Source organism: Microbacterium luticellae (assembly GCF_050408645.1).
In the GTDB taxonomy this organism is placed as follows: domain Bacteria; phylum Actinomycetota; class Actinomycetes; order Actinomycetales; family Microbacteriaceae; genus Microbacterium.
The window spans coordinates 200,832-225,678 of the sequence record NZ_JBNTKE010000004.1 but is presented as its reverse complement, the minus strand read 5'-3'; the positions used below and the strand labels follow the sequence as shown (position 1 = coordinate 225,678).

The 24,847-nt window shown below is 61.5% G+C and carries 25 protein-coding genes; 15 read left to right on the top strand and 10 right to left on the bottom strand.

What is annotated here, in order from left to right:
- Positions 1–39: 39 nt before the first annotated feature.
- The gene (locus ACQUSW_RS11685; protein WP_428932475.1) at positions 40–303 is read right to left on the bottom strand and encodes a glutaredoxin family protein; all 264 of its coding nucleotides are present in this window, start codon (positions 301–303) and stop codon (positions 40–42) included.
- 109 nt (positions 304–412) lie between these two features.
- On the opposite strand from ACQUSW_RS11685, the gene ACQUSW_RS11680 reads away from it, so the two are divergent.
- Entirely contained in the window at positions 413–1,597 is a 1,185-nt protein-coding gene (locus ACQUSW_RS11680) for a glycosyltransferase (protein ID WP_428932474.1), read from the top strand.
- Here the strand turns inward: ACQUSW_RS11680 and xylB are convergent.
- The 3 genes from xylB to ACQUSW_RS11665 all read right to left on the bottom strand — a co-directional run bounded on the left by xylB (position 1,551) and on the right by ACQUSW_RS11665 (position 7,940).
- Positions 1,551–3,020, bottom strand: a complete 1,470-nt coding sequence (gene xylB, locus ACQUSW_RS11675) for a xylulokinase (protein WP_428932473.1) — start codon at positions 3,018–3,020, stop codon at positions 1,551–1,553. The genes ACQUSW_RS11680 and xylB overlap by 47 nt on opposite strands.
- Positions 3,020–4,210, bottom strand: a complete 1,191-nt coding sequence (xylA, locus tag ACQUSW_RS11670; protein ID WP_428932472.1) for a xylose isomerase — start codon at positions 4,208–4,210, stop codon at positions 3,020–3,022. The genes xylB and xylA overlap by 1 nt, the downstream gene beginning before the upstream one ends.
- A gap of 67 nt (positions 4,211–4,277) precedes the next feature.
- Positions 4,278–7,940, bottom strand: coding sequence for a TM0106 family RecB-like putative nuclease (locus tag ACQUSW_RS11665; protein WP_428932471.1), 3,663 nt, complete (start codon positions 7,938–7,940; stop codon positions 4,278–4,280).
- An 84-nt stretch (positions 7,941–8,024) separates the two neighbouring features.
- Here ACQUSW_RS11665 and ACQUSW_RS11660 point away from each other — a divergent pair, with 84 nt between their 5' ends.
- Positions 8,025–8,513: a GNAT family N-acetyltransferase gene (locus ACQUSW_RS11660; RefSeq protein ID WP_428932470.1), complete on the top strand. Its 489-nt coding sequence runs from the start codon at positions 8,025–8,027 to the stop codon at positions 8,511–8,513.
- Positions 8,514–8,812: 299 nt separating this feature from the next.
- On the opposite strand, the gene ACQUSW_RS11655 is transcribed toward ACQUSW_RS11660, so the two are convergent.
- From ACQUSW_RS11655 to ACQUSW_RS11645, 3 genes are read right to left on the bottom strand one after another with little or no spacing between them, the layout of a single operon-like run.
- The gene (locus ACQUSW_RS11655; RefSeq protein ID WP_428932469.1) at positions 8,813–9,532 is read right to left on the bottom strand and encodes a hypothetical protein; all 720 of its coding nucleotides are present in this window, start codon (positions 9,530–9,532) and stop codon (positions 8,813–8,815) included.
- An 11-nt stretch (positions 9,533–9,543) separates the two neighbouring features.
- Complete coding sequence (locus ACQUSW_RS11650) at positions 9,544–10,425, bottom strand: ABC transporter ATP-binding protein (protein ID WP_428932468.1); 882 nt, start codon at positions 10,423–10,425, stop codon at positions 9,544–9,546.
- Complete coding sequence (locus ACQUSW_RS11645; protein WP_428932467.1) at positions 10,422–10,781, bottom strand: GntR family transcriptional regulator; 360 nt, start codon at positions 10,779–10,781, stop codon at positions 10,422–10,424. Before ACQUSW_RS11645 ends, ACQUSW_RS11650 begins: the two co-directional genes overlap by 4 nt.
- A gap of 435 nt (positions 10,782–11,216) precedes the next feature.
- On the opposite strand from ACQUSW_RS11645, the gene ACQUSW_RS11640 reads away from it, so the two are divergent.
- The 9 genes from ACQUSW_RS11640 (at position 11,217) to ACQUSW_RS11600 (ending at position 18,683) form a co-directional block, all read left to right on the top strand.
- Complete coding sequence (locus ACQUSW_RS11640) at positions 11,217–11,372, top strand: ribbon-helix-helix domain-containing protein (protein ID WP_428932466.1); 156 nt, start codon at positions 11,217–11,219, stop codon at positions 11,370–11,372.
- On the top strand, positions 11,369–12,097 hold the full coding sequence (locus ACQUSW_RS11635) for a VOC family protein (protein WP_428932465.1): 729 nt from the start codon (positions 11,369–11,371) through the stop codon (positions 12,095–12,097). The genes ACQUSW_RS11640 and ACQUSW_RS11635 overlap by 4 nt, the downstream gene beginning before the upstream one ends.
- 5 nt (positions 12,098–12,102) lie before the next feature.
- Positions 12,103–12,366: a hypothetical protein gene (locus ACQUSW_RS11630; RefSeq protein WP_428932464.1), complete on the top strand. Its 264-nt coding sequence runs from the start codon at positions 12,103–12,105 to the stop codon at positions 12,364–12,366.
- A gap of 44 nt (positions 12,367–12,410) precedes the next feature.
- Complete coding sequence (locus ACQUSW_RS11625; RefSeq protein ID WP_428932463.1) at positions 12,411–13,583, top strand: ROK family transcriptional regulator; 1,173 nt, start codon at positions 12,411–12,413, stop codon at positions 13,581–13,583.
- Between the two features lie 130 nt (positions 13,584–13,713).
- Positions 13,714–15,240 (top strand): CoA-acylating methylmalonate-semialdehyde dehydrogenase, encoded by a 1,527-nt coding sequence (locus tag ACQUSW_RS11620; protein ID WP_428932462.1) that lies wholly within the window; start codon positions 13,714–13,716, stop codon positions 15,238–15,240.
- Positions 15,241–15,271: 31 nt separating this feature from the next.
- Entirely contained in the window at positions 15,272–16,456 is a 1,185-nt protein-coding gene (locus ACQUSW_RS11615) for an acyl-CoA dehydrogenase family protein (RefSeq protein WP_428932461.1), read from the top strand.
- On the top strand, positions 16,453–17,334 hold the full coding sequence (mmsB, locus tag ACQUSW_RS11610; protein ID WP_428932460.1) for a 3-hydroxyisobutyrate dehydrogenase: 882 nt from the start codon (positions 16,453–16,455) through the stop codon (positions 17,332–17,334). The genes ACQUSW_RS11615 and mmsB overlap by 4 nt, the downstream gene beginning before the upstream one ends.
- 81 nt (positions 17,335–17,415) lie before the next feature.
- Complete coding sequence (locus ACQUSW_RS11605; RefSeq protein ID WP_428932459.1) at positions 17,416–18,192, top strand: enoyl-CoA hydratase-related protein; 777 nt, start codon at positions 17,416–17,418, stop codon at positions 18,190–18,192.
- Complete coding sequence (locus tag ACQUSW_RS11600) at positions 18,189–18,683, top strand: putative immunity protein (RefSeq protein ID WP_428932458.1); 495 nt, start codon at positions 18,189–18,191, stop codon at positions 18,681–18,683. The genes ACQUSW_RS11605 and ACQUSW_RS11600 overlap by 4 nt, the downstream gene beginning before the upstream one ends.
- A gap of 45 nt (positions 18,684–18,728) precedes the next feature.
- Here ACQUSW_RS11600 and ACQUSW_RS11595 read toward each other — a convergent pair whose 3' ends face one another.
- Positions 18,729–19,034, bottom strand: a complete 306-nt coding sequence (locus ACQUSW_RS11595) for a nucleotidyltransferase family protein (RefSeq protein ID WP_428932457.1) — start codon at positions 19,032–19,034, stop codon at positions 18,729–18,731.
- Positions 19,035–19,096: 62 nt separating this feature from the next.
- Positions 19,097–19,633 (bottom strand): MarR family winged helix-turn-helix transcriptional regulator, encoded by a 537-nt coding sequence (locus ACQUSW_RS11590; protein ID WP_428932456.1) that lies wholly within the window; start codon positions 19,631–19,633, stop codon positions 19,097–19,099.
- Between the two features lie 143 nt (positions 19,634–19,776).
- On the opposite strand from ACQUSW_RS11590, the gene ACQUSW_RS11585 reads away from it, so the two are divergent.
- Genes ACQUSW_RS11585 through ACQUSW_RS11575 form a run of 3 tightly spaced genes read left to right on the top strand, consistent with a single transcriptional unit; the run spans position 19,777 to position 23,251 of the window.
- On the top strand, positions 19,777–20,553 hold the full coding sequence (locus ACQUSW_RS11585) for an electron transfer flavoprotein subunit beta/FixA family protein (protein WP_428932455.1): 777 nt from the start codon (positions 19,777–19,779) through the stop codon (positions 20,551–20,553).
- Between the two features lie 8 nt (positions 20,554–20,561).
- Positions 20,562–21,536 (top strand): electron transfer flavoprotein subunit alpha/FixB family protein, encoded by a 975-nt coding sequence (locus tag ACQUSW_RS11580; RefSeq protein ID WP_428932454.1) that lies wholly within the window; start codon positions 20,562–20,564, stop codon positions 21,534–21,536.
- 5 nt (positions 21,537–21,541) lie between these two features.
- Positions 21,542–23,251 carry a cytochrome b/b6 domain-containing protein gene (locus tag ACQUSW_RS11575; protein WP_428932453.1) on the top strand — a complete coding sequence of 570 codons (1,710 nt, stop codon included), beginning with the start codon at positions 21,542–21,544 and terminating at the stop codon, positions 23,249–23,251.
- Between the two features lie 292 nt (positions 23,252–23,543).
- Here the strand turns inward: ACQUSW_RS11575 and ACQUSW_RS11570 are convergent, their stop codons facing one another.
- Positions 23,544–24,050 (bottom strand): GNAT family N-acetyltransferase, encoded by a 507-nt coding sequence (locus ACQUSW_RS11570; protein ID WP_428932452.1) that lies wholly within the window; start codon positions 24,048–24,050, stop codon positions 23,544–23,546.
- A 132-nt stretch (positions 24,051–24,182) separates the two neighbouring features.
- On the opposite strand from ACQUSW_RS11570, the gene ACQUSW_RS11565 reads away from it, so the two are divergent.
- Positions 24,183–24,743 carry an acyl-CoA thioesterase gene (locus tag ACQUSW_RS11565; protein ID WP_428932498.1) on the top strand — a complete coding sequence of 187 codons (561 nt, stop codon included), beginning with the start codon at positions 24,183–24,185 and terminating at the stop codon, positions 24,741–24,743.
- Positions 24,744–24,847: the final 104 nt, after the last annotated feature.

Genomic DNA, 24,847 nt, shown 5'->3' with positions numbered 1-24,847 from the left:
TCGGCGGCCACGCTGTATGCATGACCGCCGACATAAACGTTAAATGAGCGACAGTTCGCGCAGTTTTGCCTCGACGTCAGCGTTCGAGGGTTCAACGTGGTGAGTGGCATCCGGGTACACAACAACGGGAATATTGGTGCGGCCCGAGATCTCTTTTGCAACATCGGCTGCGGCGGGCTCGGCCACCAGATCGATGTACGTGTACTCGATGCCGAGTTCGTCGAGCTGTTTCTTGGTGCGGCGGCAGTCGTGGCACCATTCGGCGCCAAACATGGTGATGGTGTCAGAAGCAGGAGCAGTCATATGTCTAGGGTACGACCGTCACGACGGATAGGCAGCAGAATAGGGGTTAACCACAGCATCCGGATGCCGGGCTTCGCATAGACCGGTCGAGCGTGAAACGATAGAGGTGATGGACCAGAGCCCCACCGGCACCACGACCGACTCCCCTGTTATTACGGTCATCGTGCCTACCTATAACGAGCGAGACAATGCTGCAGAGCTTGTCGGTCGGCTGGCGACTGCCTTGCAGGGGCAGCAGGCCGAGATTCTTTTTGTCGACGACAGCACCGACGACACCCCCGATGTTGTTCGGCGTATCGCCGAGTCGGCGCCGTTGCCCGTGCGGATGCATCATCGTGAGCGGGGTACTGGCGGGCTGTCGGGTGCCGTGGTCGAAGGGTTCCGGCGAGCACGGGGGCGGCTGTGCATTGTGATCGATGGTGATCTGCAGCATCCGCCCGAATTGATTCCCCGGATGCTCGACCGCTATGCCCGCGGTGATGTCGACGTGGTTGCGGCGTCGCGCTATGTGGGTGAAGGTGACGCGCACGGTTTGGGTACGTCGCTGCGGTTTGCTGTTTCGCGTGTGTCGACCGCGATTACCAAGGCGATGTTTCCGCTGCGACTATCGCGCAGCACCGACCCGATGACGGGGTTCTTTTTGGTCGACCGCGACCGGTTTGATGTCGATGCGTTGCGCCCGAGCGGTTTTAAGATTCTGCTAGAAATTCTTGTGCGCTCCGAGATTCGAATGGCCGAGGTGCCGATGGATTTTGCGGAGCGGCAGCGCGGCTCGTCGAAGGCGAGCATGCGGCAGGGGGCTACGTTCCTCGCCCACCTGGCACGGTTGCGCTTCGGAAAAATGTCGGTGTTTGCGTTTATTGGTGCGCTCGGAGCCGTCGCCAACCTCGGCATTATGTGGCTGTTGATCCAGTGGGGTGTGCCCTATATTTGGGCGGCCATTGTGGGCGCTGAGGTCACCATTATTGGCAACTTCTTGTTGCAGGAGCGTTTTGTTTTTCACGACCTGCGGGCCCAGGCAGCCGGCGGATGGATACGCTTTTTGCGTTCGTTTACGTTTAACAACGCCGAAGCCGCTATTCGTATACCCGTGTTAGCACTGCTGGTTGAGGTGTGGGGTCTGCACAGTGTTTTTGCGGCCGCGCTCACACTGGCCGTGGCGTTTATCGCCCGGTTCGTATACCACTCACTGTTTGTCTATGCGCCGCGCAAAAAGCAGGCACCGCGCACCGAACCGGTCAAGATTGTTACGCAGGCGCAGATGGTTCAGACGCCACGCTCGGCCGAGAGTTGAACGCGAGCGTTTCGCGTCGGTAGGCAGCGCGAATAGCCGGATGTGTGTCGGCAGCCCGCTCTTCGGCGATATCGAGTGGCCACTCGGGGCGCGTGCCTTGAAGCGCCCATGCGGCCTGACGGGCGGCACCATCGGCCACGTATTCGCCGGGGGAGGGCACAACCAGTGGCAAATCAAAGACTTGCGCGGCGATGTGGCGCACCGCGGGGTTGGCTGCGGCACCGCCGATAAGCAGGAGGCGGTGCGCTTCGGCACCCACGGCCTGCACAGCATCGAGTCCATCCGCAAGGCCACAGAACAGGCCTTCGATGGCGGCGCGTGCCAGGTTCTCCCGTGTGGTCGATGCCAGCGTCATGCCGGTGAGTGTGGCGGTAGCATCCGGAAGATTGGGGGTTCTTTCACCCTCAAAATACGGCACGAGCACGAGACCGGCAGCACCGGGTTCGGCCTGTAGGGCGAGTGCACCTAGTTCGTCGTGGTCGACTCCGAGCAAGGCCGCGGTGGTGTCAAGAATGCGGGCAGCGTTGAGCGTTGCCACCAGCGGCAGCCAGTCGCCCGCGGCGTCGGCAAAACCGGCGACCGTGCCCGTGGGGTCAATTGTGCGAGTGGTAGAGACAGCAAAAACGGTGCCGCTCGTGCCAATCGATACGACGACGTCGCCCGGGCGCGCGTCAAGGCCAAGAGCTGCGGCAGCGTTGTCTCCTGCGCCCGCACCGACGATAATCCCCGCGGGCACACCCCGCAGGGTATTGTCGCGGGTGGTTCCGGCCCGTTCGTGTGGGGCGAGCACTCGGGGCAGTATTGCGTCGTGGCCGAGCGATGCGATGAGCACCTCGCGGTCGTAACCGTTCGGGCCCCAGTAGGCGGTGCCCGAGGCATCGGAACGGTCGGTGGTGAGGGCATCGAGTTGTGGCCCTGCCGGTGCATCCGGCGCACCCTGCGGGCCATAGCCGCGCAGCCGCCAACTGAGCCAGTCATGCGGTAATGCCACGGCTGCGACGCGAGCGGCGGTGTCGGGTTCATTCTGTTGCAGCCACAGCAGTTTCGTGGCGGTGAATGAGGCCACGGGCACAACACCCGTGCGCTCGGCCAACGTTTCGGCCCCAAACTGTGCGGTCAGTTGGGTTGCGGCATCGGCCGAACGCGTATCGTTCCACAGCAGGGCCGGGCGAATAACGGCGCCTGTTTCGTCGAGCACGACCATGCCGTGCTGTTGGCCACCAATGCTGATGGCTGAAACATCGGCGAGGCCGCCGGCGTCGTCGATCGCAGACTGCAGGGCTTGCCACCAGGCATCCGGATGCACCTCGGTTCCGTGCGGATGGGCGGCCCGGCCCGAGCGCACAAGAGCGCCGGTTGCGGCGTCGCGAATAACAACCTTGCAGGACTGCGTCGAAGAGTCGACGCCGGCGACCAGAGCCATTAGCGTGCGCCCATCAGGTGTTCGGCTGCCAACTGGTGCAGACGAACGAAACCAAAGCCGCGGTTGCCAAAGTAGGAGTCGGCATCGAAGTCTTCGTACGATGCGCGGTCGGACAGCAGATCGTCGTAGCTTTCACCCTCGTTGAGGGTCGGCTCGGCGAGCTCCGAAACCTTGGCGGCAGCCAACGCCTCTTGCACCTCGGGGTCGGCACGGAAAGCCTGCGCCCGCTCTTTCAGCAGCAGGTACATGCGCATATTGGCTGCGGCCGAATCCCACACACCCGATTCGTCTTCGGTGCGGCTGGGCTTGTAGTCGAAGTGGCGCGGACCGTCATAGGCGGGCACACCGCCGGGACCACCGTGCTCGAGCAGGTCGACGAGCGAGAAAGCATTGTGCAGGTCGCCGTGGCCAAACACCAGGTCTTGGTCGTATTTGATACCGCGCTGCCCGTTGAGATCAATGTGGTAGAGCTTGCCGTGGTACAGCGCCTGTGCGATTCCGGCAGTGAAGTTGAGCCCGGCCATCTGCTCATGCCCGACCTCGGGGTTGATGCCCACCAGTTCGGGACGCTCGAGCGATTCGATAAAGGCGAGTGCGTGGCCGAGCGTGGGAAGCAAGATGTCGCCGCGCGGCTCGTTAGGTTTCGGCTCGATGGCGAAGCGCATGTCGTAGCCCTTATCGGTCACGTACTGGCCGAGCAGGTTGACGGCTTCGCGATAGCGCTCGAGAGCAGCCTGTACGTCTTTTGCAGTGTCGTATTCGGCGCCTTCGCGGCCACCCCACATCACGAAGGTGGTGGCACCGAGTTCTGCGGCCAGATCGATGTTGCGCAGCACTTTGCGCAGTGCAAAGCGTCGCACCTGGCGGTCGTTCGAGGTGAAACCGCCGTCTTTAAATACCGGTGCGCTAAAGAGGTTGGTCGTGACCATGGGCACAACGATGCCGGTGTCGTCCATCGCCTGCTTGAGGCGGTCGATCTGCTTCTGGCGCTCGGCGTCGGTCGAGCCGAAAGCAAAGAGGTCGTCATCGTGAAAGGTCAGGCCGTAGGCGCCGAGTTCGGCAAGCTTTTCGACGGCGTGCACGACGTCGAGTGCGGGTCGTGTGGGGCCACCGAAGGGGTCGGTGCCGTTGTACCCGATGGTCCAGAGGCCGAACGAGAACCGGTCGGTGGGGGTGGGTGTAAGCGTCATTGGGTCCCTCCATGGGGTATAAGTTGTGAGCTACAACATATATCGGTGGGGAGAATCTGTCTAGTGGTCAGGCAGGGTTGGTGCGTGCGTTGCCGGACTGTGCCGATTCTGTCAGGGTGATGAAGGCGCTCAACTGGGCAAGTTCTGTCGGTGTACCCGGTAAATACTCGATGAGCGCGGGTGAAAAGATGAGGTGCGCTGCCCATTGGGCCCGCGAGATCGACACATTGAGCCGGTTTTTTAAGAGCAGAAACCCCATTCCGCGCGGCACTTCGGCGGGCGCCGAGGCAGCCAGGCTGGTGAGCGAAACAACTGCTTCTTGACCTTGAAATTTATCGACGGTGCCGACACGCACGGAGCGGTGACCCGCCCGGTCGAGTGCCTCACGAATTTCGGCGACCTGAGCGTTGTACGGCGAGACGACAATGATGTCGTTTTCGGTGAGAGGGTCGGCGGTACGGCCAGCATCCGGATCCGTCCACGCGGCACCCAAATACTGCTCAACCAGTTCAACGACCCGCGCGGCTTCTTCGGGCGACGAAGTGGCGTTGCCGCTGTGCTCGACCTCGTCGATGAACAGGCCGGGCGTTATGCCGTCGAGATGGCGACTGCCCGAACAGGTGTGTGCGTGCAGTGCGCCCTCATACGACAGCTCAGACACAACGGCCGTGACGGCGTCGTGCATGCGCCGACTCTCGGCAAGAAAATAGCCGAAGTTGGTGGGCAATACATCGTGGCCGTTGCTGACCCAACCGAGTGCAGACTCATTGACAGGTTCGGGGTGCGTGCCCTGGCTCACCTGCGGTAACTGTTGCGGGTCACCCAGCAAAAGCAGGTTGCGTGCTGCCACGCTCGCCGCAATTGTTGACCCGAGCGAGTATTGGCCTGCTTCGTCGACCACGAGAAGGTCAAGGGATCGTTTGGTGAACCGTGCCGGGTTGCTGAAATCCCACGCGGTGCCGCCGATGACATAGCCGGATGCTTCGTGGTCGAGGTGGAACGTAAGATAACTGTTTTTGTCGATGGGCGTGAAGGGCCAGTCCTCACCGTCTTCGCCATTGCGGGGCGCTTTGACCACGAGTTCGGGGTTGAGGTCAGCACTGCTAACAACCCTGTTGAGCACGTTTTCTACGACCGCGTGCGACTGCGACACAACCCCGATTTTCCATTTGTGCCGGCGCACCAACTCGGCGATAAGGTGCGAGGCAAGATAGGTTTTTCCGGTGCCGGGCGGGCCCTGCACGGCAAGATATGAGTCGTCGAGGTCGAGCACAGCCGCCGTCACATCACGCAGATTGTCGCCCGTGTGCGGCAGATGCCCGCCGTGGGTTCGTGGGGGCCGGCGTCGCAGCAGGTCGAGCATGGGTTCCGCCGGCAGCGCCGCACAAACTTCTTCGTGACCGGATGCCGGGGTGATACCGGCATCGCCGAGTGCATCGACAATCTCGGTGCCCCACCATTCGATGGCGTCGACCTGGGTACCCGGCTTAGGCGGGCTTGCGGGGGTGAGTGCGACGGGCAGAGCACTGTAAGGCTCGATACCGCGGGCGAGGGTTTCTTCGAGCAGCATCCGGCCGTCGTCAAAAATTTCACGGATGGTGACGACACGTGTTGCACGGCTGATCGGGTTGTCGTTGGGGCCCGATAACGGCGACGGCTGCTCGTAGAGGGCATACGGTGTTGCGCCGGGCTTGCCGGCCGTGCTGCCGGGTGCCCAGGTGCCGTGCACCAGCAGAAGTCGGCGATCAGTGCGCTGGCGACCTTCGCGATACCAGTCGGTGTCGACAATAGCGTTGTCGATCACGAAGCAGTCTCGGGTGTCGGCCCAGTCTTCAATCGGGTCGCTGAGGCGAGAGAAATGGCCCCACCAAAAACTTTTTTGTTCACGCCGGTGGTAGTCGATCGCGGCGGCCGCCACACCGAGGGCTGCCTGCTCGGCCGTGCGGCCGGTGTCGAGAGGGTCTCCGGCATACGCGAGGAGCGCGTTATGCAACGGCGAGGGCTCGACGACCAGTTCGTCGCGCTCTGACGCGGCAAACGGTGTGACGCCTGCCTGCTCGGCTCGTTCGAGAAGCCAGTCGCGCAGCCGTAGCGTAGAAACGCAGTCATATTCGTTGTAGTCGGCGATCGACGCAAGCATGCTCTGTGCAGCTTCCGCCGCAGGGGCATCACCGTTCTTGCCCGCCTCATACAGTTCACGAAAACGCGCGTATTCAACAATTGAGTCGCCCGCGGTCGTGACATCGCCGTCGCGGTGATCGTCGCCCATATAGAGCGGTTCGAGTTTTTTGATCGAATACGAACGCGAACCCACCCGGATGCTGTGACGAACAATCGGGTACAAATCAACCAGCGTCTCGGCGCGCAAGAGTTCATCGACTGCGTCTTCCCCCACACCGTGCCGTGCGGCGATCGACAGCAGATGACTGCGCTCATACGACGCATAGTGGTAAATGTGCATGGCCGGGTACTGGGCCCGACGCTGCTGCACATAGTCGAGAAAATCGAGCAGCGCTTGGCGTTCTTCAGCAAAACTGTGCGCCCAGAACGCCCGAAAAGTGCCGTCGGGCTCAATGAGACCAAAGAGGTAATCGAGGCCCCACTCCACCGTGCCGTCGGCGCGCTGCTCGCTATAGAGCGGATCGCCCTCGAAGTCGAAAAAGATATCGCCGTCATCCGGCGGTGGAATAGCGGCGAGCGCCTCTGGAGCAAACACCCGCACACGAGGAGGGGGCGTAGCAGCGGCGGACTCGGCGTCGGTGGCGCTGCTGCTGAGCTCGGTCTCGAGTTGCAGCCGAGCCTGCTCACGCAGCGAAAGAAACGTGCTCTCGGCGATGTCAGGAATAGGGCCGGATGCCGCTGCCAGCCCGTCAATCGTCGTAATACCGGCGGCTCGTAACCGCTCCCGCTGGCGCAAACTCAGCCCGGCCACCAGAAGAAGGTCGCGGTGTTCGTGCACGGCGGCTTCGCATATGTCGCAGCGACCGCATGCTGCGTACAGGTCATCGCCCCAGACAAGCGGCTCGGGCTGCTGCATCCGGGTGTTAATAATGCTCTGTAGTCGCGCCACGCGCCGACGGTAGACCGGGCGGATGTCGCTGAGGCGATGCTCACTGTGACTGCCGTCACCGAGGATGAGTCGTGCCGTGGGACTAACAGGGATACCGTTTTCGGCCATTTTTTCGGCGTAGGCTGCCAACTGCAGCAGCGCCGTTATTTTTGCCGAGCGGGCAAGCTTTGTGTCTTGCACCTCGTAACTGCCGTCGTCGCGCCGCACAATAAAATCGGCGAAACCAACAAAAGAGCCGTCCCAAAAAGTTGCCTGAAAAACAACGGCAGCACCGCGACGAAACGCCTCCAGCGTTTGCTGGGCCGCGGCCTCAAGATGCCCACGCGTCATCGCGGGTGGGCGAGCGATTTCAACCACTCCATCGCCAAATAACTCGCGGTACTGCTGCAAAATGCGCTCTTCATGCTGATCACCCAACGCCGAGGTGCGCACGTTCATAGCGTCACGCTCTTCGACAATCGGAGGAATACGGCCCAGCTTCGCGTCGAGGCGACGCAAAAACGCCCACTCGCACTGCGATGCCGACGTAAGATCACTAGCGCTCGTGACAACATGGCGCGAGCGTGGCCTAGCGGCAGCAGTGGCATCGCTGCCGATTGCGGCGCCGGCGTCAGCGCCGGCGTCAGTGTCGGCGTCAGTGTCGTCAAGCAGAAAGAACATGGCTCTCCTCGTCAGTGCATTCTCACACTAGAGGGCACCACTGACACTCGGGCATTATGACCCGGAGCCTGTGAACATAGAGGTATGGCCCCCACAACACTCACCGTTCATAGCACCCCATTTACGCTGCGCCGTGCAACCGAAACCGACCTCGACGCCATCGTTGCCCTACTCAGCAACGACCCACTACGCCGCGCCGAAATGGCCGCCGGCAACAGCGACGTCGAACGATACCGCACCGCGTTTCGAACGATCAACGCCGACCCAGCGCACTACCTCGCCGTGGTCACCGACGAAAAAGAGAACATCGTCGCCACCATGCAACTCACCTTGTTACCGGGCCTGGCCCGGGCCGCAGCCACCCGACTCAACATAGAGGCAGTGCGGGTTGATGAAGCCCTACGAGGGCAAGGCCTCGGTTCTGCGATGATCGCCTGGGCCATCGAACACGGCCGCCACAACGGCGCCACACTCGTGCAACTCACCAGCGACAAAGCCCGACCCGAAGCACACGCCTTTTATGAGCGCCTCGGGTTCGAAGCCTCGCACACCGGATTCAAACAGAAACTCTAGCTTCGAGCGGCCGGCCTGGGTGCAGCATCCGGATGCTGGGGTTTGGCCCTGTGCCGGATTCTGGCCTTTGGTCTCGTGCCGGATGCTGGGGTTCGGCCTCGTCCCGGATGCTGGGCTTTGGCCCTCGCGCGTTGCTGGGATTCGGCCCTCGCGCGTTGCCGAAAACAGGAAAATTGCCGAATGGAGGCTGATTTCTCGGATATCTTGCGCCGCTCGGCAATTTTCCTGTTCTCGGTCAATGGAACAGACCAAGACTGCGGCCTGGACCACTCCGAAGGCCCCTGTGTCGTCCGAACCCGCTACCGAACCTGCGCTTTTCGCATAAGTGCCAGCCAACTGGCAGCGGCGATAATTGTGAGCGCGGCGATCGTGAGCATGCCCTGCCACCATGTTGCGTTGAGTAACCCGAGTATCCAGTTGTGGAATTCGAGGTTTATGGTCGCGAGTGCGATAACAACCAGGCTGAGCACTGCGAGTGCAGCGAAGAACACCCACAGCGTGATTGTTCCCCAACGATTCACCATTGTCGTTAACGTGGCGCCGATAAACATCGCGAGGCAGATAATAAGGAAAGTCTGCACGAGAGTTTGCCATGCCGGACCAAGGCCCGTGTACACCACGTTAAAGAAGCGAATATGTAGCCACCAGCCATTGGTCACTGACTCCACGACTTTTCCGACCGTGACGAAAGCAGCAAACGCGAGTGCTGTTGCCAGAAATACGATCGTGGTTCCGCCTGCGAATTCTTTGCGGGTTAGGCCGAAGCCTGTGGCGAGCGGAAAATATTGGGTCATGGCGCCGATTCCAAGACCCATGAGCGGTCCGATGAGCGCAAAGATCGCTCCGTTCCATTTCATGCCGTTATAAATGTCGATGACGTCACTACTGCTGCCGACAATATTTCCAATAATTCCGATGATCACGACAGCGCTGAAAGAGAAACCGGCAATCATGAGCGGCTGCCCAATAACAGTGAATCGGTTAGAGGTGTGCAGTGTTATGACAGACGAGGTTCGCATAATTACACCTTTCATGCAGCGACGGAAGATCGCTCAGCCTGCGTGGTCAAATGAACAATGAGGTTTTGGAGCGACACGGGAGTGACGGTAAGGCCGGATGCTTCCGCCCGTTCGGCATCGCCTTCTTGTGCCGCGATCGTGGCTGAGGCCAGCCCGCCAATCTGCTCGCGTGCATAGACAGTACGGTCGGCACTCAACGCGTCAACAGCGGCAGATTGGCCCGCGATGTGCAGCGCAGACCCGCGTAGCTCATCGGTGTCGCAGTTGAGCAATATATGACCGTCATCAATGACAACGACGTGTTCGAGCAGGTTCGCGGCCTCGTCGATATGGTGCGTTGAGAGCACGATAGTTCGAGGATGTTCGGCATAGTCGGCGAGGAGCCGGTCGTAAAACTTTTGTCGTGCAACGGCGTCGAGCCCCAAATAGGGTTCGTCGAAGAATGTCAATGGAGCGCGCGAGGCGAGACCCACAATGATGCCGACGGCGCTGAGTTGGCCTCGCGACAGTTTTTTCATGCCGCGTTTTACCGGCAGTCGAAAATCTTCGACAAGCTGCTCGGCAAAGTCGGAATCCCAAGCCGGATATATGGCAGCTGCCACTTTGAATACGTCGCGCGCACGAAAGGTGTCAGGGTACCGCTGGCTTTCTTGAATAAAGCATGTCTGCGCGAGAACCTCGGCATTTTCTACCGGATGCTGCCCCAACAGTTTCATCTCGCCGCGAGATGCGAATATCTGCCCAGTCAGGAGCTTCATGAGGGTCGTTTTTCCTGCGCCATTGCGGCCGAGGAGCCCGTAAATGCGGCCCTCTTCGAGGCTGAGAGTTACGCCATCAACGGCACGGGTGTCTTTATATGTCTTTACGAGGTCACGCGTTTCGATCGCGATCATGATTGGGCCTCCTTCGTGAGCATTGCTATGAGCTCCGGGATGGAAATATTGAGTTTGTGGGCTTCGAGAATGAGTGGCGCGAGAAAATCATCACGGAAGCTTTTTCGACGGTCATCGAGCAGTTTCTGTTTGGCGCCTGCCGCGACAAACATTCCGATACCCCTCCGCTTGTAGAGAACCCCGGAGTCGACCAGCAGGTTGAGCCCTTTGCCAGCGGTCGCGGGATTAATCCGCAAAAAAGCGGCCAGTTCATTGGTGGAAGGCACCGCAGTCTCTTCGGGATACGTTCCGTCGAGGATGTCGTTCTCGATCTGCTGCGCGATCTGAACGAAGAGTGGTCGACCTTCTTCGAACATAAACAGTGCCTCCGTGGTTCATTACTCAACTAATGAACCACGGAGGCGACGTGTGTGTCAAGTGCCTGTTTAGGGTGCGGCATCCGGATGCTGGGTCTTGCCATGCTCGGGATGCTGAGCCCTCGCCGCGTTCTGCTTGGGTCTGCCGCTCCTCATTTTGGTTCGGCTTGGTTCGGGCTCGGCTTGGTTTGGGCTCGGCTGGCTGGGTTCGGGGCTGGTTGGATTTGGCCCTCGCAGGTTGCCGAAAACAGGAAAATTGCCGAATGGAGGCTGATTTCTCGCATATCGAGCGCCGCTCGGCAATTTTCCTGTTCTCGGTCAAGGGGAGATGGCGGAGAGCCAAATGGGGCGGGCGAACGTGGGCCCGAGGGATGGGTGGATCAAGTGAAGTGGGCCTCGACTCCCGGGCGAGCTCCGTTGTGCTAAATTGCTAGCATGATAGAAAAGGACGACGCGGCCAAGGTGCAGTTCAACGTCTACCTGCCGTCCGCGCTGGTCAAGCAGATCAAGCACGCGGCGATCGACGAGGGAACATCACTGTCGGCCCTCGTCGAAAAAATCATGCGCGCCTATGTTGAAGGAGACCAATGATGAGACTGCAGGTGGTGTATTTCACGCAGCATCCGGATGCTTGGCATCAGCTTGCCCGCGATTGTGGTTTGCGTTCGCGCGGCGATGTTTTGCAGGGGTGGGCGGAGTTCGATGGCGATGGCACTCTGGCAGTGCATGAAGCGTCGGCTGGCGATCCGCGTGCGACGACGGCAGAAATATGGTTGCTGGTTGGCGACGAGGCCGAGTTGGAGTCGGTGCAATCGCGGGTCGAGGCGCACAACCTGCCCGTTCGCTCAAGCAGCATGGCCGATATCGGAGACGTATTGACCATCACCATCGACGGCGCTTGCGCAGTGAACCTGGCGGTGGGTGAGGCGCGCGCCCCCAGCGGTGACGTATCGGTAGCGCCATTGATCTTTACCCCGAATGTGGCGGCCGCCCGCAACGCACTGGAGGCTCTCGGACTCACCATTCAGGTGGCATCCGAAACCGGAACCTGGGTGCAATTGCGCGTCGACGGCGGCGGAGCCATTGCGCTGCACGATATGGCGGCGGCCACGAACCCTGACCAACATCCCATCGGTTTGTCGCTGGAGCATCGTGGCAATCTCGATGCGGTCGCTGAACAGATGCAGAGCCGCGGCGTCGAAGCGGTCGTCGTTGACGAGGCATACAACCGCACCCTGCGAATCGCCACGCCCGACGGGTGGGAACTATGGGTGAACGGCGCAATGACCGACTTTTACGGATACACCCAACCGTAGACGGCATGACGCCCCCCGGATGCTGGGGTGTTCGTGTGGCATCCGGGTGTGGTGTTCGTGTGGCATCCGGATGCTGGGCTTTTGCCATGTTCCGGATGCTGGGGTTTGGTCGGGGCCCGCCTGGATATGCCGTGCCCTGCTTGGGCCCGCTGTGCCCTGCTTTCGGTGCACGAGCGTTGCCGAAAACAGGAAAATTGCCGAATAGAGGCTACTTTCGCGGATATCTTGCGCTGCCCGGCAATTCTCCTGTTCTCGGGCAAGGGGAGTGAGGGGATCCGGATGCCACCGCCGGCCCTCCTCTAGAGTTGTTCGCGTGGCTGACCGTGGTGGAACTTTTGATGGCGTGCATCGTCGCAACCTGTCTCGTATTGTGCGTTTGGTGCATCGGGAGGGTCCGCAGTCGCGTGCGGCGTTGACGGCGGCGACGGGGCTTAACCGTTCGACGGTGGGCAGTCTGGTGGCCGAGTTGGTGGAGGGTGGGCTTGTTGAAGAGCAGGCTCCGGGGCCTGCACGGCGGGCGGGGCGGCCTTCACCGATGGTGGCGTTGCGGCACGATATTGCTGTTATTGCGGTGAATCCCGAGATTGATGCGATTGAGATCGCGGCGGTGACGTGGACGGCGACGGTTCTTCTGCGCGAGCGTGTGCTGGTTGATAGTGTGCCTACTCCGGATGCCGCGGTTGACGTGATTTCTTCGGTGATCCGACGGTGGCAGGCGCACGAGTTGGCGTCGGTCCGGCTGTTGGGCGTGGGTGTTGCGGTGCCGGGGTTGGTGCGGGCTGCGGACGGTTTGGTGCGGCTTGCCCCGCACTTGATGTGGCGAGAGTCGCCTTTCGCGGAGCGTGTGGCAGAGGCCGTGCGCCTGCCCACCTTTGTGGGTAATGATGCGACACTCGGCGCGCATGCGGAACACATTTTTGGTGTTGCGCGGGGTGTTGGCGATGTTGTTTATGTGAATGGTGGCGCGAGCGGTATCGGTGGCGGGCTGATTATTGGCGGCACTGTTGTTATGGGTGCCGGTGGGTATGCCGGAGAATTTGGCCAGAACAGGCCCGGTTTTATGCGCGACGATGACCGGCGCACCGAGGGCGGGGTTGTTGAAGACGAGGTCAATCGTGCCCGGCTGTTAGACATCGTTGGCCTGCATGCGGCTGATGATGTCGCTCTGAGTGAAGCGCTGCGGGATAAACAGCATGAGCCGCGGGTGGCCGATGAGATTGCGCGGCAGCGTCGCATTGTTGCGACCACGCTGGCGAATGCTGTGAACGTATTGAATCCGTCGATGATTGTGCTGGCGGGTTTTTTGGCGACGCTCGCCGAGCACGACCCGGATGCTTTGCGCCAGGCGATCGCGGCCCACGCCATGCCGGCCGCTGTCGACGACGTCTGTTTAGAGGTTGCGGCACTGGGTAGTAACCGGCTCATGATTGGCGCCGCGGAGCTCGCTTTGGAGCCTTTTGTTGCGGCACCCGACAGGGCCTGGTAAAACACCCCTGACGAGAAGTGCTTTGTGAGCATACGGCACCACACCCAATTACTAGGGCGCCCTAGTAATTCCCCGGTCGGCCGAGTAGTCTGGTCATCATGCCAATGACGGCGTGAGAAGAGAGAGCACAATGACCCGTGACATCCCCCATTTCCTAGGCGGTTCTCGTGTGCACCCGGCGGGTGGGCGTGTGGCCGATGTTTATGATCCGAGTACCGGAGCTGTGCAGGCCCAGGTTCCCTTGGCGTCGAGAGCCGAGGTCACCGCGGCCATTCTGAACGCTGCCCAGGCCCAGCCCGAGTGGGCGGCGACGAGTCCCCAAAAGCGTGCCCGTGTTTTTATGCGTTTTCTTGAGCTTGTGCACCAGGAGATGACTCCTCTGGCACAGCTACTCTCGAGTGAGCACGGTAAGACACTCGACGACGCCCGCGGCGATATTTTGCGGGGGCTCGATGTGATCGAGTTCTGCATCGGGGCGCCGCACCTGCTCAAGGGTGAGTATTCGACCAGTGCGGGTACGGGTATTGATGTGTATTCCATGCGTCAACCGCTGGGTCTTGTGGCGGGTATTACACCGTTCAACTTTCCGGCGATGATTCCGCTGTGGAAGGCGGGCCCGGCCCTGGCAAGCGGTAATGCTTTTGTTCTGAAACCCAGTGAGCGCGACCCTTCGGTGCCGGTGCGGTTGGCTGAGTTGTTTGTTGAGGCGGGCTTGCCGGCCGGGGTTTTTAATGTTGTGCACGGTGATCGTGAGGCCGTCGACACGATTCTGCATGACCCGCTTATTGAGGCCGTCGGCTTTGTGGGGTCAACACCGATTGCCGAATACATCTATACGACAGCGGCAGCAAACGGCAAGCGGGTGCAGTGCTTTGGCGGGGCAAAGAATCATCTGATTGTCATGCCGGATGCTGATCTTGACCAGGCTGTCGATGCCCTCATCGGTTCAGGCTTTGGGTCGGCCGGTGAGCGCTGCATGGCGATTTCTGTGGCGGTGCCGGTGGGTGAGCAGACGGCGGATGCCCTGCGGGATCGTCTGGCGGAACGCATCCGGAATCTTGTTGTGGGGCACCCGAGCGACGAAGGCAGCGAATACGGACCTTTGGTGTCGGCTGCGGCTCGTGAACGCGTGGAGGGGCTGATTGCCGAGGGCGAGGCGGCCGGCGCGACGGTCGTGGCCGATGGCCGAGGGCTCACGGTGCAGGGCTACGAGAACGGGTTCTATCTGGGGCCCACCATGTTTGACCATGTGACGACAGATATGTCGATCTATCGCGAAGAGATTTTTGGGCCGGTGCTGTGCATGGTGCGCGCCGACAACTATGAGCAGGCTCTGGCGCTTGCCAGTGACAACCCCTATGGCAACGGTGTGAGTATTTTTACGCGCGACGGCGATGTGGCACGCGACTTTACGGCCCGCGTCAACGTGGGGATGGTGGGCGTGAACGTGCCGATTCCGGTACCGATCGCGTCGTTCACTTTCGGTGGATGGAAAAGGTCGGGCTTTGGTGATCTCAACCAACACGGTGCCGACGGTTTCCGGTTCTACACAAAAACGAAGACCGTTACGAGCCGCTGGCCACACAGTGCGCAACGCGACACGATCGCCGAACGCACACCCGAGGGGGCAAGTTTTGTGATGCCCACATCGCAGTGACCCCACAAACATGGTGAACGGAGGAGACACGATGACCATCATGACTACGGCCGAAGAACGCCAGGCGATTCTTGATGCCGTCCGCGAATTTACCGAGGCCGAACTCACACCCTTTGCGCTTGAGCGCGACCGTGACCACGTGTTTCCTCGCGAGAGCCTGCACAGGGCCGGCGAACTGGGGCTCGGCGGCATCTATGTCGATGAAGAGCACGGCGGCACGGGCCTGAGTCGCGCTGACACAGTCGCTATTTTTGAGACCCTCGCCTATGGTGACCCAGCGCTGGCCGCATATATTTCTATCCACAATATGGTCGCCGGCATGATCAGCACCTACGGCACCGACCAGCAGCGTGAGCAGTGGTTACCGGGGCTCACCTCGATGCAGATTTTCGGCGGCTACTGTCTCACCGAGCCGGGGGCGGGGTCGGATGCCGCGGGCCTTGCCACGAGCGCTATTCGCGACGGCGACGACTATGTGCTCACGGGGGTGAAGCAGTTCATTTCGGGTGGGGGAGAAGCCGGTGTTTATATTGTGATGGCTCGCACCGCGGCATCCGGAAACCTGGGCTCAGAAGACGAGAAGAGTCGGGCGCGCTCGCACGGCATTAGCGCTTTTTTGGTTGCGGGCGACGCCGAGGGGTTAAGTTTTGGTGCGACGGAACGCAAAATGGGCTGGAATGCGCAGCCGACCCGCCAGGTGATTCTTGACGAAGTGCGGGTGCCGGCCAGCGCGATGCTCGGCGACGAAGGTCGCGGATTTTCTATCGCGATGTCGGGCTTGAACGGCGGACGGTTGAACATCGCCGCATGCTCGCTGGGCGGTGCTCAGTGGGCGATGGACCAGGCGGTGCGCTACGTGCATGAGCGGTTTACGTTTGGTGAACCGCTGGCCGAAAAACAGTCCATTGTTTTTACGCTCGCCGATATGCGGTCGCAGTTGCATGCGGCACGGCTGCTGGTGCGCGATGGTGCGCAGGCGATGGATGACGGCAGCACCGATGTGGCAGAGCGTTGCGCTATGGCTAAGAGGTTTGCCACCGACGCCGGGTTCGACGTGGCTAATCAGGCGCTGCAATTGCATGGCGGCTACGGATATTTGCATGACTACGGCATAGAAAAAGTGGTGCGTGATCTGCGGGTGCACCAGATTTTGGAGGGCACGAACGAGATTATGCGCCTGATCATCGGTCGCGAAGTACTCAAGGAGGCAGCATGAATATCGCATTTCTTGGCCTCGGCCACATGGGGCTACCGATGGCGAAAAACCTGCTGGCGGCAGGGCACAGTGTGATCGGTTACGACGTGGTTGACGCCGCGCTCGAAGCAGCGCAGGCTGCTGGAATCACGACGGCAAAAAATGCTCCGGATGCTGCAGCCAGCGCCGATGTCGTGATCACCATGTTCCCCAGCGGCCGCCATGTGATCGACGCCTACGAGGGCGAGCTCTTGGCCGCTGCACGACCAGGAACACTGTTTATTGACTCGTCGACAATCGCGGTCGACGAAGCCCAGACCGCCCACGAACGAGCTATCGCTGCGGGCCACCGCAACATTGACGCACCCGTCTCGGGTGGTGTGGTGGGGGCCGAAAATGGCACGCTCGCTTTCATGGTCGGCGGCAGCGACGACGACTTTGCCGCCGCACTGCCGCTACTGGAAGCCATGGGCAAACGCATCGTGCACTGCGGCGGGCCGGGCCTCGGGCAGGCCGCGAAAGTGTGCAACAACATGATCCTCGCTGTCTCACAGATCGCGGTAGCCGAGGCGTTTGTGCTGGGCGAGCGACTGGGCCTCGACCACCAGGTGCTTTTTGACGTAGCATCCGGGGCCTCAGGCCAATGCTGGGCACTCACCACCAACTGCCCCGTACCGGGGCCCGTGCCCTCGAGCCCCGCCAACCGCGATTACGAACCCGGGTTTGCCGGGACGCTCATGGCAAAAGACTTGGGGCTTGCGCTGCAGGGCATAGAACAGACCGGCACCGATGCGCGCCTCGGCCGTCTCGCGCAAGAAATCTATGCCGCCTATGCGGCAGGTGAGGGGGCCGGCCGCGACTTCTCGGGAATCATTACCAGCATTCGAGACAGCGGCTGAGCGCGCAGCGAACACACGCCCCAGCCCGCGGCATCCGGGGGATAATGAATCTGCTGCAACGACGCAGCAGAGGGAGCGATCATGGTGCAGTACGAAACAATTCTGGTAGAACAGCGCGGCCGCGTAGGGTGGATCACCCTCAACAGGCCCGAAGCACTCAACGCACTCAACTCGCAGGTCGCAACAGACGTTGCCGACGCCGCCGAGGCCTTTGATACTGACGACAGCGTTGGCGTGATCGTGGTCACCGGTTCGGAACGCGCGTTTGCGGCCGGTGCCGACATTAAACAGATGGAAAGCAAATCGGCGCAAGAAATGCGCGACACCCAAATTTTTGGTGGCTGGGACCGTTTTGCTCGCATCACAAAACCGGTGATCGCGGCCGTATCAGGCTATGCGCTCGGTGGCGGCTGCGAACTGGCCATGATGTGCGACATTATTATCGCCGCCGACACCGCCAAGTTCGGCCAACCCGAAATTAACCTCGGAGTGATCCCCGGAATGGGTGGCACCCAGCGCCTCGCCCGCGCAATCGGATACTACAAGGCGGCAGAGCTCGTGCTGACCGGGCGCATGATCGACGCCGAAGAAGCCGAACACATCGGGCTTGTGTCACGAGTCGTGGCGGCAGACGACCTGAAAGCCGAGACAGAAAAGATGGCTGAAACAATCGCTTCGCGCTCACTGCCGTCGGTGCGGGCAGCAAAGAAGGCGCTCGCAGCGGCCCGCGAAACGCCGCTGAGCGAAGGGCTCGAGGTGGAGCAGGCAGAATTTACGGCACTGTTTGACACAGCAGATCAAAAAGAAGGTATGGCAGCATTCCGAGAGAAACGCGCCCCGGAGTTCACACACCAATGACTAATTCTTCTGCCGCCGCAGCCGCCGGTTCTTCAGCCGAAGCCGCAGGCAGCGACGGCGAACTGCCTGACGATAACGACCTGAAACTTTCGGAGACCGACCGCCGCGAACTCGTTGCGTGGACGGTGGAGTGTGCCGAACGCCTACTGCCGCTGTTTGTAGAAAAACGACCGGATGACACCCGGCCCCAGCAGGCGCTGGAGGCTGCGTGGGCTTTTCTTCGCGGCGAAATGAGTATCGATGCCGTACGCGAACGCGCATTCGCCTGCCATGCCGCAGCCCGCGAAGTCGACGATCCGGCAGCAAGCGCAGCCGCCCGCGTCTGCGGCCAGGCTGTTGGCGTTGCCCACATGGCCGGACACAGCAGACAGGTGCCCCGCCACACCGCCCGCGCCTTTCGACACGACCCCGCCCGCCGCCACGAAGAACTCACCTGGCAACGCGAACGCATACCCGCCCGCTTCGAACACTACGTGTACGAAGGGGATTGAGCCTGCGGTGCGGCCTCCGCAGCATCCCAGAGGTGTGCACCCGCTTCAGGCCGCATAAAGATCCCGCGCGTTACCGGTGGCTGACGCTTGAATGAACGGGTTCTTGATGGAGCGTTCGATGAGGAGGTCAACGTTGCGCCCCGCAATGTGTTCCAGCTCGAATTTCAGATCAAAATAGTCGTTGAAAAGATTTTCGCGCTGCGGTAAGAACGTCACAAGAAAGTCGATATCGCTGGACTCTGAGTCGAAATTGCCCGAGACCGCAGAACCAAAGATGCGTAGCCGTTCGACACCATACTTGTGACAGGCACGGCGGACCGCCTCCATATCAAGGATCGCCGCGATTTCCATGCGTCATTCTTGCAGACCACCCGACCCACCAACAGGTGTCAGTGAGTAACCAGCAGAACCCCCTACAGCGGTTCGGGTTGCGGCCGAGGGTCGGCGAAGTCGCCGGCATTTTTTCGCATCCGGGCAACAATGCTCACCAGTTGGGTGGCGTCGTCGCGGTTGATTCCCGGATGCGTGAATACTTCGCCGTTGAGCACTTCTGTCGCCTGCTCAACAAGCGTGCGGCCCTCGGCGGTGAGGGCGAGCATGGCGGCGCGGCCATCGTGCGGGTGCGGTTCGCGGCGAATATAGCCGTCGCGCACGAGACGCTCTGCCGTGCTCGAAACACTTGTCGCATGCACCTGAAGGCGGGCGACAACACTGGCCAAAGGGAGGCGGCCTTCGCGGCTGAAAGCCAGCAGCCGTAGCAGCTCGTAGCGAGCGAACGAAAGCCCGAAAGGTTTCAACGCCGCATCGATGCGGGCCATCAGCAACTGTTGGGCGCGCATGATCGACACCACCACCGACATCCCCTCGGCAGCATCGTGCCAGCCGTGCGCCTGCCACTGACGTTTTGCTTCGGCCAGGGGATCCACGGGCAAGGGGCGAAGATGGGCCATGAACCCACGCTACCGTTCACACCAGCATCCGGGCTGATTGCACGGCAGATGTGTTCGCGGCTATGCACAACGATCAGTCTCGGCGGTGTGTGGCTGGAAGTATCGCGAAACAGTTAGACTCGGCTTGCCGAGGGAGGTTGTCGATGAAGATCATCGTCCTGGTTAAAGAGGTGCCCGACACGTATGGGGATCGCCTGCTTAACCGTGAAACAGGGTTAGCGGATCGTGGCGCAAGCGAAGCGGTGCTCGACGAAATCACCGAGCGCGCGCTCGAAGCAGCACTCACCGCAGCACAAAACGTGCCCGACAGCGAGGTGGTCGCGCTATCGATGGCACCCGAGACGGCAACCGCGTCGATTCGTCGAGCACTGGCTATGGGCGCAGCATCCGCAATCCATATCGCCGATGAACAACTACACGGCGCCGACCTGGCCGTCACAGCCCGCGTGCTCGCGGCAGCAATCACCCGCAGCGGTGCCGACCTGGTGATGGCCGGAAACCTCTCGACCGACGGCACGGCAGGAGTACTGCCCGCCATGCTGGCAGAACTACTCGGCTGGAACCAGGCAACATCGCTGACCGAACTGACCGTGACCGCCGACGGCATGAGCGGCACGCGCGCCACCGACTATGGCGCGCAGAGCATCACCGCGACACTGCCCGCCGTCGTCTCCATTACCGAGGCGCTGCCCGACCCGCGGTTCCCCAACTTTAAAGGCATTATGGCGGCCAAAAAGAAGCCGCTCGAAGTGCTCTCCCTCGCCGACCTTGAGGTCACCGTCGACCCGGCTGAAGCGCCGCAATCGATCATGACCGTGGTCAACGAAAAACCGCCGCGCGCCGCAGGCGTCACCATTACCGACGAGGGCGACGCCGCCGACAAACTCGTCGAATTCCTCGTGCAGAACCGACTGGTGTGAGGTAAATCATGACTTTTGCAGACGACGCCATTCTCGTTCTCGTCGATGTCTCGCCCACCGGCGAAGCCGCCGCAAGCACTCCCGGCCTGCTCGGTGCTGCCGCAAAAATTGGCACGCCCGTCGCCCTTATCGTCACCGATAGCGACCCGCAGCCCGCGATCGACGCCGCGAAAGCCGCCGGAGCCGCAGCCGTGCTCACGGCACCCAACGACACCACGGCGCTCACCGTGCCCGTGGTCGATGCGTTAAGCGCTGCTTTTGATGCGGTGCATCCGGATGCCGTACTGATCTCGCATTCGATTGCCGGGCGTGATGCTGCCGGGCGTCTCGCAGCACGGCGCAGCCTGGCGCTCGCGGTCGACGCTGTAGGTGTCTCGCGTGACGACGAAGGAGTCATCGCCCACCACTCGGTCTACGGCGGGGCATTCCTCGCCGACTCGGCCGCCACCTTCGACCCGCTGATCGTGACCGTGCGCGAAGGGGCCGTCGAAGACCGCGCCGAAGCTGGTGCTGCAGACGTCACCGAACTGCAGGTGACAGCATCGGGCGCACCCGCCGCGACAGTGGGCGAGATAGAAGCTGTGGAACAAACATCGTCACGGCCCGACCTGCGCGGAGCCGCACGGGTCGTATCGGGCGGACGCGGGCTGGGCTCGAAAGAAAAATTCGTGCTCGTCGAACAGCTCGCCGATGCTCTCGGTGCCGCCATCGGCGCATCTCGCGCCGCCGTCGACGCCGGATATATTCCCGCCTCACACCAGGTCGGCCAAACGGGAGTTTCGGTCTCACCCCAGCTCTATGTCGCACTCGGCATATCGGGGGCCATCCAACACCGCGCCGGAATGCAAACCGCCAAAACTATCGTCGCGATCAACAAAGACGCCGAAGCGCCCATCTTCGAAATCGCCGACTTTGGCATTGTCGGAGACATTTTCGCGATCGTTCCCCAGGTTGTCGAAGCGCTCGAAGCGCGAAAGAAGTAACCACCATGACGGCCCAGCACAGCACACTCCGCCGAGGCCTGCCACGCACAGCAGGAGGCGAACCATGGCCGCCCCCGAGCACCATCACCGGTGAACGCGCGGTTGCGGCGGAGCACCAGCATCCGGATGCCGCGGCGACAGCCACTGCTGCGCCCGAAGCGTCCGCTGCTGCCGCTGTGATCCCGGTCGCCGGGGCAGCCGCCGAGCCAGCGGCGGTGCCAGAAGCTGTTGCAGCACATGCAGCCGCAGTGAGTGCACCCGTGACCGCCAGCGCTCCGACTCGTGCACTGCGGCGGGGACTTCCGCGCAGCGAAGGTGGCGAACCGTGGCCGCCCGCAACGACGACTGTGCCAAGCACCGCCGTTGAGGCTCCCGCTGCTGGTGTTCCGGATGCCGCGGCGGTGGCGTCGTCTGCTTCCGCACCCGCAGCCGCGCCTGCGACGCCATCATCGCCTCTTCCTGCTGCCCCCACGGCGGACGCTGCTTCGAATACTGCCGCTACAGCGACCGAGCCCGGGGCTGTGCTGCGCCGCGGACTCCCACGCGTCGATGGCGGCGAACCCTGGCCACCCGCCGGAACAACCGCACAACGAACCGTGGCGGCTGCGGCCGATACTTCACCAGCTCCCGCAGAAGGTACCGCTGCGAGCACAGACCCAGCTGTGGGTCTCGCGCTCGATGAGACACCGAATGCAACACCCACGGCGGGCGTTGTTGCGCAGCATCCGGAACCTCGCGGACCCCGAGCCCCACTCACTACGCCCCGTACCGTGTGGCAGGGTGTTGCGCCCCGGCATGCTGCCGCGCCCGCGCGCGAAACCGGACGGCGACCCACTTGGCCGCAAGCGATCGGCGCGCTTATGGGTGCTGCCGCGCTGGCGTTGCTCGCAGGAGCCGCGATCGCGTTTGTGCGAGCCCTGCTGAGCATGTCTTTTATGACAGATTTTCTGGCCGCTTACCCGGGCGAATATGCTCTTCCGGCTACTGCAGAACCTGGTATTCCCGGATGGGTAGGCTGGCAGCACTTCTTTAACATGTTCTTGATGCTGCTGATTATTCGTTCGGGAATCAGCATCCGCACCAATCAGCGCCCCACCGTATTTTGGGCGAACAAGCGTGGCGGACCAAAAATTAGTTTGACAATCTGGTTTCACCAGGCGCTCGACATACTGTGGCTCGTCAACGGCATAATTTTTGTGGTGCTGCTGATTGTGAGCGGACACTGGATGCGACTCGTACCCACCTCGTGGGAAGTCTTTCCGAACGCACTATCGGCAGCTCTGCAATACGTGTCACTCGACTGGCCCACAGAAAACGGCTGGGTCAACTACAACAGCCTGCAACAAATCGCCTACTTCACAACCGTATTTATTGCGGCACCATTGGCTGCCATCACCGGATGGCGCATGTCAGGCCTGTGGCCGTCAAAAGCCGAAGGCCTCTCTCGCGCTTACCCCGTCGAATGGGCACGGGCACTGCACTTTCCGATCATGATCTACTTCGTGGCGTTCATCATCGTGCACGTGCTGCTCGTCATGTTCACCGGATTCCTACGCAACCTCAACCACATGTTCGCCTCGCAAGACGCCGTCACCTGGACAGGCTTCTGGGTATTCATCGCAGCCCTCGCCGCGATGGCACTCGGTTGGGCCGGGGCACGACCGCTCGTCATCGCCCCCATCGCCCGCATCTTCGGCCAGGTGAGCGGACGCTAAAGCCCCCGGATGCTACGCCCCGCGCGGCATCGCTTCGCGCTGCGTGTGCGCCTCTCTTGCCGCGCCGACCGTCACTGTTTTGCGCGTCTCTCACCGCGACCGGTGCTGTTTTGCGCGTCTCTCACCGCGACCGGTGTTGGTTTACCGGTCTCTCACCGTGACCGGTCACAACATGCCGTTGCGTGTTGAGGGGTAGCGGCGTGTTGCGCCCGGTGGCTGGAAAAAGCGCGCGCGAGCGAATAACCCCCCGGGGCGCGAAAACGAGCCCGGCGCGACCTACCGCCGGCGCGATTTACCGCACGAAGCGTACTTCGGTGAGCGTTTCGCCGAGGAATGGTTCGGTGTGGCTGGCGCCGTCGAGTGTGAATCCGTTGCGTTCGTAGAAGCGGTGTGCGCGGGGGTTGTCTTCGGCGACCCACAGGTAGAGGGGTTCGCCTTCGTCAACGGCGGCATCGAAGAGGCGTTGGCCGAGGCCGGTGCCGTGGTAGGAGTGCAGCAGGTAGATGAAGTACAGTTCGCGCATGGCGGGGGCGTCGCGGTCGCGGGCGGGGCCCGATCCGGCAAAGCCGACGATTTCGCCATCGACGAGGGCTGCATGCATGCGGAAGTCGTCGCCCTGTGCGGCCCAGTTCACCCAGAGTTCGGCGAGACGTTTGGGCGATACGCGTTCGAGGGCGGCTTCGCTGATGAGGTGGTCGTAGGTGTCGTGCCAGCACTGGGCATGAACTCGTCCCAGCGCTTCGGCATCGACATCACGGACCGGGCGGACAATGATCTCAGGCTGGGCTTCGGCGCTCATGAAGCTGACTCTACGCGCGCTGTCGTGCATCGTAAAATCCACTCGTGCATCCTCGCGTGGCGCAGCACAATACTTAGAGAAACAGCACAACAGAATTCGGGTTCTGTGCGTGTTTCGCTACGATTTGTGATCGTGAATGTGCTGTGGCGAACGATTCTGGTGATTATTGCTGCGCGTCGTCGACGCCGCCGCGAAGGTGCCCTTGAAGCACACGATGTGAGCCGTGTGCGGGTGACAACCCTGCCGACCGATCTCGACATTCTTTGGCACATGAATAATGGCCGTTATCTTTCTCTGGCCGATCTAGGTCGGTGGGATTTGCTAATTCGTACGGGCCTGTTCGATGCGATGCGCCAGCACGGCTGGTATGCGGTGGTGTCGAGCGAGACGGTGACGTTCCGTAAGTCGCTGCGACTGTGGCAGCGGTTTACGGTCGAGTCACGGTTTATGGGTTTTGATGACCGGGCTCTGTTTCTTGAGCACCGCATTGTTGTTGCGGGCGAAATTTATGCGCGCATTATTGTGCGCGCCCGGGTGCTTCGCCGCAGTGGTGGCACCGTGCCGCACGATGAACTTTTCGCCACGCTCGGCGCGCCAGAAACGATTCCCGGTATCGACGACTGGATTCATGACTGGGCGCAGGCTTCTGCATTGCCATCGACCCGGCGCCCGGCGCCGAGTGTGTGGAAGTAGCACCCGCACAAGAACGCACCCGCACAAGGACGCCAGAGGGCCGGATGCTGGTCGCCTAGCGCGTGTCTGAGAAATGTTGCGACCGGCGTTCTGGGGCACACTGG